At 59.1% G+C, this 13,257-nt stretch carries 8 protein-coding genes and 1 pseudogene; 6 read left to right on the top strand and 3 right to left on the bottom strand.

Translation table 11 applies throughout. The annotated features are described in order from the left end of the window. Nucleotides 1–155 precede the first annotated feature (155 nt). The 6 genes and pseudogenes from putP (at nt 156) to CAF80_RS17735 (ending at nt 7,798) form a co-directional block, all read left to right on the top strand. The gene (putP, locus tag CAF80_RS17760) at nt 156–1,640 is read left to right on the top strand and encodes a sodium/proline symporter PutP (RefSeq protein WP_085667704.1); all 1,485 of its coding nucleotides are present in this window, start codon (nt 156–158) and stop codon (nt 1,638–1,640) included. 228 nt (nt 1,641–1,868) lie between these two features. Beyond that, nucleotides 1,869–3,875, top strand: a pseudogene (locus tag CAF80_RS17755) (type VI secretion system tip protein VgrG); the annotation flags it as partial. A gap of 1,052 nt (nt 3,876–4,927) precedes the next feature. Next, on the top strand, nt 4,928–5,317 hold the full coding sequence (locus CAF80_RS17750) for a hypothetical protein (protein WP_074689598.1): 390 nt from the start codon (nt 4,928–4,930) through the stop codon (nt 5,315–5,317). A gap of 6 nt (nt 5,318–5,323) precedes the next feature. Further along, the gene (locus CAF80_RS17745) at nt 5,324–6,067 is read left to right on the top strand and encodes a DUF4123 domain-containing protein (protein WP_371855304.1); all 744 of its coding nucleotides are present in this window, start codon (nt 5,324–5,326) and stop codon (nt 6,065–6,067) included. 331 nt (nt 6,068–6,398) lie between these two features. Next, entirely contained in the window at nt 6,399–6,719 is a 321-nt protein-coding gene (locus tag CAF80_RS17740) for a hypothetical protein (RefSeq protein WP_074689599.1), read from the top strand. 239 nt (nt 6,720–6,958) lie between these two features. Further along, nucleotides 6,959–7,798: a 23S rRNA (adenine(2030)-N(6))-methyltransferase RlmJ gene (locus tag CAF80_RS17735; protein WP_074689600.1), complete on the top strand. Its 840-nt coding sequence runs from the start codon at nt 6,959–6,961 to the stop codon at nt 7,796–7,798. A gap of 158 nt (nt 7,799–7,956) precedes the next feature. On the opposite strand, the gene msrA is transcribed toward CAF80_RS17735, so the two are convergent. The 3 genes from msrA to CAF80_RS17720 form a co-directional block, all read right to left on the bottom strand. Next, nucleotides 7,957–8,622 (bottom strand): peptide-methionine (S)-S-oxide reductase MsrA, encoded by a 666-nt coding sequence (msrA, locus tag CAF80_RS17730; RefSeq protein ID WP_074689601.1) that lies wholly within the window; start codon nt 8,620–8,622, stop codon nt 7,957–7,959. A 105-nt stretch (nt 8,623–8,727) separates the two neighbouring features. Further along, nucleotides 8,728–11,424: a bifunctional diguanylate cyclase/phosphodiesterase gene (locus CAF80_RS17725; RefSeq protein ID WP_085667705.1), complete on the bottom strand. Its 2,697-nt coding sequence runs from the start codon at nt 11,422–11,424 to the stop codon at nt 8,728–8,730. A 238-nt stretch (nt 11,425–11,662) separates the two neighbouring features. Further along, the gene (locus tag CAF80_RS17720) at nt 11,663–13,060 is read right to left on the bottom strand and encodes an alkaline phosphatase D family protein (RefSeq protein WP_085667706.1); all 1,398 of its coding nucleotides are present in this window, start codon (nt 13,058–13,060) and stop codon (nt 11,663–11,665) included. Nucleotides 13,061–13,257: the final 197 nt, after the last annotated feature.

Here is a 13,257-nt window from a genome sequence, read left to right as displayed (position 1 = left end):
AGGTGCAACCGGGGAAACCCGACGCACCGGCCAATGGCTTTCCTGGGGAAACATTGGTCATAAATGCGCGGCCGTGCGAATCGTCTGTCAGGCATCAGTCTGCAAACGGTGCAACCGCCGCCGCTACATAAAAACAAAGCCAGGGCACGTACGTAATGAGCGCAAGCAATCCAACCCTGATCACGTTCGTGATCTACATCGCAGCAATGGTGCTGATCGGCTTCATGGCCTATCGCTCCACCAACAACCTTTCTGACTACATTCTGGGTGGCCGCAGCCTGGGCAGCGTGGTAACGGCATTGTCCGCCGGCGCTTCCGACATGAGCGGCTGGTTGCTGATGGGCCTGCCGGGCGCCATCTACATGTCCGGCCTGTCCGAAAGCTGGATCGCCATCGGCCTGATCGTCGGTGCCTACCTGAACTGGCTGTTCGTCGCCGGCCGTCTGCGTGTTCAAACCGAGCACAACGGCGATGCGCTGACCCTGCCGGACTACTTCTCCAGCCGTTTCGAAGACAAAAGCGGTCTGCTGCGCGTCATTTCGGCGGTGGTGATTCTGGTGTTCTTCACCATTTATTGCGCTTCCGGCATCGTGGCCGGTGCCCGCCTGTTCGAAAGCACCTTCGGTATGTCCTACGAGACCGCGTTGTGGGCCGGTGCTGCGGCGACGATTGCCTACACCTTCGTCGGCGGTTTCCTCGCGGTGAGCTGGACCGATACCGTACAAGCCACCCTGATGATCTTCGCCCTGCTGCTGACGCCGATCATCGTGCTGCTGGCTACCGGCGGCGTCGACACCACGTTCCTGGCCATCGAAGCACAGGACCCGAGCAACTTCGACATGCTCAAAGGCACCACTTTCATCGGCATCATCTCGCTGATGGGTTGGGGTCTGGGCTACTTCGGCCAGCCGCACATCCTTGCGCGCTTCATGGCCGCTGATTCGGTGAAATCGATCGCCAACGCCCGTCGCATCTCCATGACCTGGATGATCCTGTGCCTGGGCGGCACCGTGGCCGTGGGCTTCTTCGGTATCGCCTACTTCTCGGCGCACCCGGAAGTCGCGGGTCCAGTGACCGAGAACCACGAGCGTGTGTTCATCGAACTGGCGAAGCTGCTGTTCAACCCGTGGATCGCCGGTGTACTGCTGTCGGCCATTCTGGCTGCCGTGATGAGCACCCTGAGCTGCCAGTTGCTGGTGTGCTCGAGCGCCCTGACCGAAGACTTCTACAAGGCTTTCCTGCGCAAAAACGCTTCCCAGGTTGAGCTGGTCTGGGTCGGTCGTGCCATGGTGTTGCTGGTTGCACTGATCGCCATCGCGATGGCCGCCAACCCGGATAACCGTGTGCTGGGTCTGGTGTCCTACGCCTGGGCTGGTTTCGGTGCAGCGTTCGGTCCTGTGGTGCTGATCTCGGTGATCTGGAAGAAGATGACCCGTGACGGCGCTCTGGCCGGCATCCTGGTCGGCGCAATCACCGTGATCGTGTGGAAGCATTTCGAGCTGCTGGGTCTGTACGAAATCATCCCGGGCTTCATCTTCGCCAGTCTGGCGATCTACCTGGTCAGCCTGATGGGCCAGCCGAGCGCCGGCATGGTTCAGCGCTTTGAAGCGGCCGAGAAGGATTTCCATCTGAACAAGTGATGGGAATGAGCTGAGGCTCACAAGAAAACGGCCCGCTTCCTGCCAGGAAGCGGGCCGTTTTTTATTGCCTGCGATTTTTCCGAAGGAAAAGTCTGTAGTCGAATGCGCCGATTCTTGAAGGGGAGATCGAAGTTTCAAGTAGGGAAAATCTGATTTTTCAGTCACCCAACCTGCATCCCTTGCCCCTCATGCAGAATCGCCCGCCCTCAATCTGCAGAGAGACATCGGATGTTCGCGCCTGCCAATCAACCGCGTTTCACGTTGACCGTCGAAGGCGCCCAGTTTGACCTCAAAGTCCTTGAGTTCACGGGCAAGGAAGCCATCAGCCAACCCTTCCGCTTTGACCTGGAGCTGGTCAGTGAGCGGCCGGACCTGGATCTGGAAAGCCTGCTGCACTGTCAGGCTTTTCTGAGTTTTGATGAAGACGGTTCCGGTATCCACGGTCAGATCTATCGGGTTGGGCAGGGGGATTCCGGCAAGCGTCTGACCCGCTATCACGTCAGTCTTGTTCCGCGTCTGGCCTATTTGGGTCACCGGATCAATCAGCGAATTTTCCAGCATCAGAGCGTGCCGCAGATCGTGACGCAGATCCTCAAGGATCACGCGATCCTGCGCGATGCCTTTGAATTTCGCCTCGGCAGTGATTACCCGGCGCGTGAATATTGCGTGCAGTACGCCGAGAGCGATCTGGCGTTCATCCAGCGGCTGTGTGCCGAAGTCGGCATTCATTTCCATTTTCAGCACAGTCCCGATGGGCATCTACTCGTATTCGGCGACGATCAAACGGTATTCCCCCGTCTGGCCGAGCCGACGCTGTACCTGCCGGGCAGTGGCATGGCTGCGGCGGCGCCGGCGATCAAGCGCTTCACCGTTCGAGTGGAAACCCGCACCAGTGTGGTCACCCGGCGTGATTACGACTTCACCAAACCCCGGCTGGCGCTGCAAAGTCGCGCCGAAAGCGAGCAGCGCCCGGTGCTGGAGGATTACCACTTTCCCGGCCAGTTCACCGAGCGCGAAACCGGCAAGCAACTGACCCAGCGCACCCTTGAGCGGCATGTCGCCGACTACCGTCAGGCCGAGGGGCGCAGCGATCAATCTGCCTTGGTCAGTGGACATTTCCTGCAATTGACCGAGCATCCGCGCCAGGACTTGAATGACCTCTGGCTGCTGACCGCTATCGAACACCATGGCCGACAGCCGCAAGTGCTGGAGGAATCGGTCACCAGCGACGGTGATGACTTCCAGGGCTACCGTAATACCTTTCTCGCCACGCCGTGGGACGTGTTCTTCCGCCCGCCGATGGGCCCGGAAAAACCACGGATGCTCGGCTATCAACCGGCCGTGGTCACCGGCCCGAAAGACAGTGAAATCCATTGCGACGAGTATGGCCGGGTCAAGGTGCAACTGGCCTGGGATCGCGACGGTGAGCTCAATGAGCATTCCAGCTGCTGGCTGCGGGTCGCCAGCGGCTGGGCCCATGATCGTTATGGCAGCGTGCTGATTCCGCGGGTCGGCATGGAAGTGCTGGTGGGGTTCATCGATTCCGACGCCGACAAACCGCTGGTCATGGGTTGCCTGCCGAACGCAGCGACGCCGGTGCCGCTGGATCTGCCGGCCGACAAGACCCGCAGTATTTTCCGCAGCCAGAGTAGTCCCGGTGGTGGGGGCTACAACGAATTGCGTATCGAAGATCGCAAGGGCGCCGAGGAAATCTACCTGCGCGCCCAGCGAAACTGGACGCAGCATGTGTTGAATGATCAACAGGTTCAGGTGGATAACCAGCGCAGCGTTGTCGTGACCGGTCTGGCGAAACATGAGCTGAAAGCCGATGAGCAGCGCATCACCCACGGCCAGCGCCAGACCGAGGTGAAGCAGGACGATCACCTAACGGTGACCGGCGATCGGCACATCCGCGTGAGCAATCAGGCGATCAACGCCAGTGCTCAATTCCACGTCAGCGCCGGTCAGCAAGTGGTGATCGACGGCGGGGCGAGCGCGACGATTCAGGCGGGCGGGCAGTGGATCAACATCGGCCCCGGCGGGATCTTCAGCAGCGTGCCGATTGTTGTGGGTGGTGCGCCGATGGCGGCGATGAGCGCTGCGCCGACAGTGCCGGGGTTACCGGAGAAGCTGGTGGCGGCCCCGGCTGCGATTCTGACTGCCGCGCAAATCATGAGCCTTAAAGGTGACGCGCCGTTCTGCGAAGAATGCGAGCGCTGCAAGGACGGTGTGTGCCCAACTCCGACTCTGCCCCCGAGTAGCTTGACCGACTCCCCAAAGCCCTCGGCCCGGCCGACGCCTTCCGGCGTTGAGCCGGGCTTTCATATTGTTGAACAGGGAATGTCTCGGGCAGCGCTTGAATCAACGTTGTTCCCGCAGCCGGATCCTGCCGTGCTGGATAAATTCCGCAGTCTTAATCCACAACTCACGCAATACGCAAAACCCGGTCAACTTATTGTCCTGAGTGATCCACGTAATACGCAGTGCACGCGCGAAGAAGCGTTGTTGATGGAGGCGGCGCAGAAGGTTGATGCGGCGCTGACGCCAATGAGTGATGCGGAGGCTGAGTTTATGGTTCGACATCACGGTGAGATTCAGTCGTTTTTATCTCAGGGTTCGACGGCCGTGGGGATCGGCTCGGCGATGTTCAGTAATCATCTGGACAATCTTGGCAAGACGCTGGCAGAGCTGGAGATACTGCATAAGCAAACCTTTGATAAACACGGAAAGCTTCAGGGCGCTGATTTCTTTTCCAAGCGCAAAAAGTTGATGGCGCAGCTGGATGGCAGTCTTAGCCCGCTAGTGCGTAAAACGGCTGGTTTGCCCGATCATCCAAACCTGAAAAAAACGTTGGGTATTTCCAGCCGGAGTCTCGTTCACCATTGGAGCAAGGCTGGTATTGCGGGTGAGATTCCCGGATACGCAACGCATATTCAAGGCGTAAGTAAGGCCAGCAAGGTGATCAAGTTAGGTGGTTGGGTTGGGGTTGGTCTGGGGGCGACGGCTTCGGGGTTAAAGGTCAGGGAGACTTGCCGGCTAGGTACGGAGGAAGCTTGCAGGAAAGTGAAGTTCACCGAGACGGCGAAATTTGCCGGTGCATTTGGGGGAAGCCTCGGTGGTGGTATCGCGGGCTCTCTTGTATGCGTTGGCATTGGCCTGGGTACTGCAGGAACAGGTGGGGTGCTTTGCTCATTGGTTCTGGTCGGGGCTGGAACTTTTGGAGGGGGAGTGGGTGGCGAGATTTTGGGTGAAAAGGTTGGTGAGGTCATTTATGAGGGAGTCGGCACATGACGAAGGCTGATGAAATCTGGTTCGTTTTGACTTTTGGCGGAGTGTTCTTTGGTCTTGCTTTCATATCTGTTGTCGGTCAGGTCTATCTGGCTCTATTCAGAAAGGAGGCGATTTTTCGTTTTCTCAGTAATTCGCAAGGCGTGTCAGTGCGTAAGCCTCTGAGTGGTGGGGTTTTGGGTGCTTATTTCATGTTGGCGTGCATAGGCTCGTACCTGCTCCTGCCATCCCGGGCAATCAAGGGGGGGGCTTTGGATGGGAGTGACTTACTGAATTTTCCGAAGGGTTTGTTGCGTTTGATTCGCTTTGTGTATTTATCGGCATTTGGAAGTTTCGTAGTGATGGTTGTTTTTTTATTGGTTACGAACTTTATGGGGTGGATTGAATGAAATTGAATGACTGGCAGTTATAGGTTTATGAGAGACGATTCTGTTAGAAATTGGCTTCAAACCCACCCCCTTGACAGTGCTGAACAACTCTTCGCCATCTTCTGCAATGCGAGCATCGCCGAGCCGTTCAAAGTTTGGCAACGCTCGAAGTTTGCGTCGGCACCTAGCCCTGTTTGGGCGGATACGATCTATACCGAGTGGGATGCGGTGATGCCCTACGTGGGAATCGTCGACGCGGGCAGTGAGTTTCTGGATTGGGTGGCGACCACGGAGTCTCGCGACTGGGGTTGGCTGGCGGTTTCTTCGGCGGGGCTTGAGGCGGTGGTCGAGCACTTTCGCAGTTTGACCCAGGTGCTGATGCCGGACGGGAAAGCGGTGTTCTTCCGCTTTTGGGATGGGCGGTTTTTGTTGCCGATCCTTGAGTCGTCCGAGGTGGATGCCGGGCAATTGCTGCCGGTTCTCACGCGAGGCTTGATCAACGGTCAGGCCGTCGAGATCGGGGGCAGGGCGCGGGTCTCGGGTCGGGAGTTTCCCTGGTGGTCGGTGCCGGAAAAGCTGCTGGCGCAATTCGGTAGTGATGCCCGAATCAACAATGCCTTGCAGTGGTTGAGCGAGGAACAACCGGCGTTGTTCGAGGCGCTTCCCGCCGATGTCTTGCGCTGCAAGGTTGTCAGGTTTTTTGCGGTTTCAGCGTCGGACGAATCGTCGGCTTCGGCATTGCTGGACTACTTGCGGGACGAGTCAGAGTGAAATTTCCGGGCAAAGGCTTCGGACGTTTCCTGCGAGTTGCGGCGGTTTGCGTGAACTGGTGGGCGAGGTGGTGCGGGGATAGTCTTTGGTTGTCTCCGCAAGTGTGGAGACAGGGCGTAGGAGCCCTGATTTCAGAGCAGTGCATAAGCGTCGTTGCCCGATTTGCGGCAGTCTTCGCTCGACCGTAAGATCTTTTGCGGCGGTTATGCGCGGGCACGCTTCGGCGTGGCTGAGTGCTCTGGTCTCAGTCCTCCTACCCCGCGCATGGCTGCCACCCAATCCTGTAGGAGGGAAACGGTGTGCGCCTCTTTCACTACCAGAGGATTAAACAATGAGCACGCTTCATCCAGATCCACCCTACGAACCCTTCATCCCCCACCCCGACAACCGCCTCATGGCGCTGACCAGCAACTGCAACGACATGCCCACCCTGTTCATCGACACCCACGCCCCGCTCGACATCCTGATGGACGCCGCCAACTACCGCATCCGCGCCGTGATTCAGGTCCTGGAAAACATGTGCATGCGCGGCTCGGTCGAGTGCGACTCGGTCATCCTCAGCGACTTCGCCCAACTCTGCGTAATTCCGCTGCGTGACGGCTGTGATGTCTTGGATGTGATTGGCAAACGCCTACACGCCATACCGTCCTGACTCGATCGTTCCCACGTCGAGGCGTCAAACCGTCTACGTGGGAATGCCTCCAGGGATGCACCGCGTTCCAGGCGTCCACCGCAATTGGGGCTGATACCCCATGGACGCGGAGCGTCACGGGCTGCATTCCCACGCAGAGCGTGGGAACGATCATTAGTGCAGCGGCACGCCACTCAGCTGCGAGCCCCTGACTTGCCGCCCGGTAAAAGGTAAACTTCACGGCCCTCGCAGGAGCAGCCATGAATTATCGTCACGCCTTCCATGCCGGCAATCACGCCGATGTGTTCAAACACCTGACCTTGACCCGCCTCATCGCCCTGATGTCACGCAAGGAGCAGCCGTTTGCCTATCTCGACAGCCATGCCGGCATCGGTCTGTATGACCTGCAGGGCGATCAGGCCAACCGTACCGGCGAGTACCTGGAAGGCATCGCGCGGTTGTGGGATCAGCCGGATCTGCCGGCGCTGACTGCCGACTACATGAAAGTGCTGCACGAGATGAACCCGGATGGCCAGTTGCGTTATTACCCGGGTTCGCCGGAGCTGGCGCGGCGTCTGACTCGTTCCCAGGATCGGGTGATGCTCAACGAGAAGCACCCCGAAGACGGCGTCCTGCTCAAGGACAACATGGCCGGTGATCGTCGGGTCAAAGTGCATCTGGGCGAGGGCTGGCATGTCGCCCGGGCGATGTTGCCGGTGCAGGAGAAACGCGCGGTGATGCTGATTGATCCGCCGTTCGAACAGCTCGATGAAATGCAGCGTTGTGCGGCGTCGATGAAAGAGGCCATCGGCCGGATGCGCCAGACCGTCGCGGCGATCTGGTATCCGGTGAAGGATCAGCGCGCATTGCGTCGTTTCTATCAGGATCTGGCCGGCACCGGTGCGCCGAAGTTGTTGCGGGTCGAGCTGCTGGTGCATCCGCTGGATACGCCGAACAGCCTGAACGGCTCCGGGCTGGCGATTGCCAATCCGCCGTGGGGGCTGGAGGAAGAATTGCGTGAGCTGCTGCCGTGGCTGTCCAGGAAACTTGGGCAGACCCAGGGTGGGTGGCAGATGGACTGGTTGATCGCCGAAAGCTGATCAACCGTCAATGATCGTTCCCACGTCGAGGCGTCGAACCGTCCGCGTGGGAATGCCTCAATGGACGCTCTGCGTCCGCTATTGGGACGCGGAGCGTCCCGGGCTGCATTCCCACGCGGAGCGTGGGAACGATCAGTGGCCGCGATCAGTCGAGGTGGTCAGTTACCCGCCAGACTCGGTGGCATGCAAACGCCCGTGCCGCCAATCCCGCAGTAGCCTTCCGGATTTTTCGCCAGATACTGCTGGTGATAGGCCTCGGCGAAGTAAACGGTCGGCGCCTGTTCAATCTCGGTGCTGATTTCACCCAGACCCGCCTTCGACAATTCCGCCTGATAAACAGCCTTGCTCTTCAACGCCGCCTCCAGTTGCTCCGGATGGGTCGCGTAGATCACCGAACGGTACTGGGTGCCGATGTCATTGCCCTGGCGCATGCCCTGCGTCGGGTTGTGCAGTTCCCAGAACATCGCCAGCAGCTCTTCGTAGCTGACCTTGGCCTTGTCGAACACCACCAGCACCACTTCAGCATGGCCGGTCAGGCCCGAGCAGACTTCTTCGTAGGTCGGGTTTGGCGTGTAACCGCCGGCGTAACCGACCACGGTGCTGACCACGCCTTCGCGCTGCCAGAAGCGGCGCTCGGCACCCCAGAAGCAGCCCAGGCCGAAGATCGCGAAGTCGACGTCCTGAAAGAACGGGCCAAGCAACGGCGTTTCGGTGAAAACAAAGTGTTTTTCAGGCAGGGCCATTGGGGTTTCGCGGCCAGGCAGAGCTTGTTCTTTAGTCGGTAGCACGTTTTTGTTCACCAGAATTTCCGAGCGCAGAACCATGATCGTTCCTCTCAGTCAGGATGGGATGTCTATAAGCTGACCCACAGTGTGCCCAATGATGCCCGGTTAATCACCAGGCAAAATGTGCGGATAGTGTCCTGTGGGTTACAGAGAGAGCGGACCGCGCGGGTAGCGCTTGAGCGCCTGGATCAGCTCGCCGCCCGGAATTGGCCGGTCGAACAGGTAGCCCTGGCCGACGTCGCAGCGGTGCCGGCGCAGGAACGCCAGCTGCTCGGCGGTCTCGATGCCTTCGGCCACGACCTTGAGTTTCAGGTTGTGGGCCATGGCGATCACGGCGGAGGTGATTTCCATGTCGTCCTGGTTGTCCGGGATTTCATGGATGAAGCTGCGATCGATCTTGATGATGTCGATCGGGAATTTTTTCAGGTAGCTGAGCGACGAGTAACCGGTGCCGAAGTCGTCCATGGCCAGGGTCAGGCCCAGACGCTTGAGCTGGTCGAGCTGCAAGTGCGTGTCTTCGGTCGCTTCCAGCAGCAGGCCTTCGGTCAGTTCCAGCTCCAGCAGATTGGCCGGCAGCGCTTCTTCCTTGAGGATGTTGGCGATCGAGGCCACCAGATCCGGGTCGGAGAACTGTTTGGGCGACAGGTTGATCGCCACCTGCAGATTGCCCATGCCCGCAGCGGTCAGCGCTTTGCCCATGCGGCAGGCCTGGCGGGCGATCCACTTGCCGATCGGAATGATCAGACCGGTTTCTTCGGCGACGCTGATGAACTGGTCCGGGCGGATCATGCCGCGCTCCGGGTGATTCCAGCGCAGCAGCGCTTCCATGCCCAGCAGACGACCGCTGCGCAGGCACAGCTTGGGCTGGTAGAACACGTCCAGCTCGTTTTGGGTCAGGGCGCGGCGCAGGTTGTTCTCGACGAACAGCTTATAGCTGGCCTCGGCGTTCAGCGCTTCGGTGAACACCTGCACCTGATGTTTGCCGTTGGCCTTGGCCTTGTGCAGAGCGAGGCCGGCGTTGCGCATCAGGGTCTGCGGGTCGCGGCCGTGCAGTGGCGCGCAGGCCAGGCCCACGGAGCCGGTGACGCTGATCAACTGGTTGTCGACGAACATCGGTTTATCCAGCGTCGCCAGCAATTGGTTGGCGATCTGCTGCCCGGTGGCAAGGTCAGTGTCGTCGAGCAATACCGCGAATTCGTTACTGGCGAACCGCGCCAGACTGCCGCTCGGGCTCAGGCTGTTGCGCAGGCGCCGGGCCAGGCTGATCAACAGTTTGTCGCCGGTCTGGTGGCCGAGGCTATCGTTGATCCGCTTGAAGTTGTCGATGTCCACCAGCAGCAGGCTGATCGGGGTATCGCTATCCCGGGCGAAGCGTTCATCCAGATTGCGGATAAATGCAGGCCGGTTACCGAGGTTGGTCAGGTTGTCGGTATACGCCAGGCGCTCGATGCGCTGCTGCGCCAGCTTGGTCTGGGTGATGTCTTCGTAGATGCCGATGTAATGCGTCAGCTCACGGTTGTCGCCGTAGACCTTGGAGATCGACAGTTGGCCCCAGTAGGGTTCGAGGTTCTTGCGGCGGCTCTTGAATTCGCCTTGCCAGCTGTTGCTCTTGGCCAGCGCCGACGGCGCGTCGAACAGCAGCTCGCTTAAGTTTTCCAGGGCTGGCAACTCCGACAGGCGCTGGCCGTGGACTTCCTCGGTGGTGTACTGGGTGATCGCGGTGAAGCTCGGGTTGACGTACTCGACCACGCCGTCGCAGTTGACCAGCAAGAAGGCGTTGGCACTCTGCTCGACCGCGCGCTGGAACAGGTGCAGGGCGCTGGTGGCGGTACGGCGGTTGTGGTTGTTGATGACCTGGGCGAACTGGTCGGCGAGTTCACCGGCAAAGGCGATTTCGTCGGACTGCCAGGCGCGGGTGACGCCGGTCTGCTCCAGGCACAACACGCCGACCACCTGGCCGTCGACGCGGATGCTGGCGTCGAGCATGGCGTTGACGTCGCGCGGGCGCAGGGCTTCGGCCATTTCCCGGGTACGCGGGTCGCGCATCGCGTTGTGCGCGTCTATGGCGCGGCTGCCGTGCAGGGCTTCCATGTAATCGGGGAAGCCGCTGACGTCGATCACCTCCGGCAGGATGTATTCCTGGGTGGCGCGGTGGTAGGCCGAAATCGGCACCAGCTTCTGGCCTTCGAGGTTCCACAGGCTGGCACAGTCGATTTCGTAGATATCGCAGGCGCAGCGGGTGATCAGCTCGGCAGCTTCCTGCAGGGAGTTCTGGCTGCTGTAGCGCTGGCGGGCCAGCAACAGGATCAGGTCCTGCTGGGCGCGCACCCGCTCCAGATGCTGCAGTTGTTCCTGCTGGGCACGCTGATTGAGCTCAAGGGCGATTTGCAGGCGTGAATTCTGGGTTTCCAGGTCGACTGACGGCAGCGTCGGTGCTTCGTCGAACACGTTGTCGACCGCCAGCAGGTAACCGCGCAGCAAGTGGCGGTTGTGCTGTCTGTAGGCTTCACCGAGTTCGAGAATGCTCAGCGCACCGGCGGCGGTGTGCAGGGTGTAGCGCACCAGATAATGCGGGCTGTGGCCGAGTTGTTGCTGGATCGCGTCGTGCAGTTGATAACGCGCTTCGGGTTCCATCAGGCTGGCATAGGGCGAGCCGACCAGAGCGCAGAGTTCGACGGCGGGCTGGCCGAACTGGCGTTCACAGTTGGGATCGAGAAACAACATGGCCCAACTGGCTTCATTCAAGCGCTCGAAACGCAGCATGCCGAGCCGCGAGGGCACAGGCAACTGCGTCACTACCTCGGCCACCATACGGCTGGCGGCATCGGGTTGGCTCTTCATGAAGGGAACTCGCTTGGAAATTTGCTGAACGCGCCGGGCTCGCGCCCTCTTTACTGTTGCCTGCGGCAAGGTTGCATCATTGCGGCACTGACTGACAAGAGACATGAAGGCCAAGTGCTATAAGAATATGTCGGCTGCAGTGAACATTTCTCCAGCACCCGCCGGAAACTAATGCTACCAAGCGTGAAAATGGCCGTTCCAGAGCCTTCCGGCATCCGGAACGTTCGTACCGCTGGATTTATCGCAACGGAATATCGATGGATTGCAGGTGCCTGCCATCCCGATCGTGATAGTTGACCTGGATTCGCCCGGCTTCAACCACCATGTGCGCGAAGTTGTCCTGGCTGACGACCTCGCTGGTCAGTTCGTGCCGGTATTCGCCTGACTCGGTTTGCGCCAGCGCCTGGTCGAGCGTGAAGGTCGCGGCGGTGGCGTAGGGCAGCAGTTTGCTGTTGCTCAGCGGTGAGGAAACGACCGTGTGCACTTCAAACTCTGGGTCTTCGCTGTGTGTCAGGCGTGCAGTCAGCGAGCCATGCACATCACCGGAAATGAACACGACGTTCCTGATCCGATGCTGGCGGATGGTTTCCAGCAGGCGCAGACGCTGTTCGGGGAAGCCCGCCCAGGCATCATCGCCGTTCATTTTGCGGTCGGGGTAGAACATGACGCTGGTGACCACGAACTTGACCCGCGCCGGGCTATTGATCAACCACTTGCACAGCGCCTGTTCCTGTTCTTCATCGAGGATGCGCCGGTTGTCATTCGACAAGTTGCGGCGAGTTCGACTGTCCGTCACAAACCATTCAATATCGCCATCGGTGAATTGATACCAATAGTGCTTCAGTGTCGTGCGATCAATTGTTCCGCTGGTTGTTGTTGAACAGATCGGACTGTGACTCGCTTGATAAATATCGTAAGTCGCCATTGCATTGCGATAGAGAGTTTCATCGGACTCGTTGGCGTTCATCGGCCAGTTATCTTCTATTTCATGATCATCAAGAATCATGTAAGTCGAAGTCTCCGACATCAGTCGTCGAATATTAGGCAGGGAAAACGCCGCGCGATACTTTGCAATGAACTCGTCATAGTCGCGATCCGGGGCGAACAGGTTCAAGTCGTCGGCGTAGATCTGATCGCCACACATCATGATTGCGCTGATTGCCGGTTGTGCACCCTCGATCAACTGGCTGATGGACGCGAAGATCCGGTCGCCCAGATGCGGGAGCACCGGGACGCCGGCGGTCATGCGCAGGTAACGGCAGGAGCCGAGGATGTAAGCGCGCGGCTGCAAAGGCTGGCTGCTGCGGGTGCGCAGGCGGTAAATCTCCCGTGGCCATTGCAGCGGCAACTCCGCCACGCTGTGGATGGTGTGGACGGGACTCATCGGGCTGAACCAGCCGGTCTGGTATTCGTATTCGGTGTCTGCCTTCAGATGATCGATTACGAATACTTCCGTCATGTCGCGGGTTGAATCAAGTTTGACAAACTGGGCGGGTTGCCATTGTTTCGAATCCAGTGGCCGGTAACGAATGCCGGCAAATACGGACGCATTATGTTGCAGTCCGCCACGAATAAATATCCGCGCCTGATTAGTTGATGTGTGGCCAATGATCGGGCCGACAGTAGGTTTAAGCATGTTCGAATCCATTCGAATAAGTGTTGGTAATTAATAAAGTTTCCCGGTTTGTTGGTGTAACTTCAGTGCGCCAAGGTTAGTTGCCTGGTGCTAAAAAATATCAACATAAAGTGGACTCGAGTCGTGGCCTATATCAGCGCAAGTTGTGGGAAAAGTTCGGGCGACAGTTATTTCAGGCAAAAAAAAGCCCCGCCAAA

Origin of the sequence: Pseudomonas sp. B34(2017), from assembly GCF_002112915.1 — a bacterium.
Lineage (GTDB): Bacteria > Pseudomonadota > Gammaproteobacteria > Pseudomonadales > Pseudomonadaceae > Aquipseudomonas > Aquipseudomonas pharyngis.
This window is presented reverse-complemented; position numbering and strand designations above follow the sequence as displayed.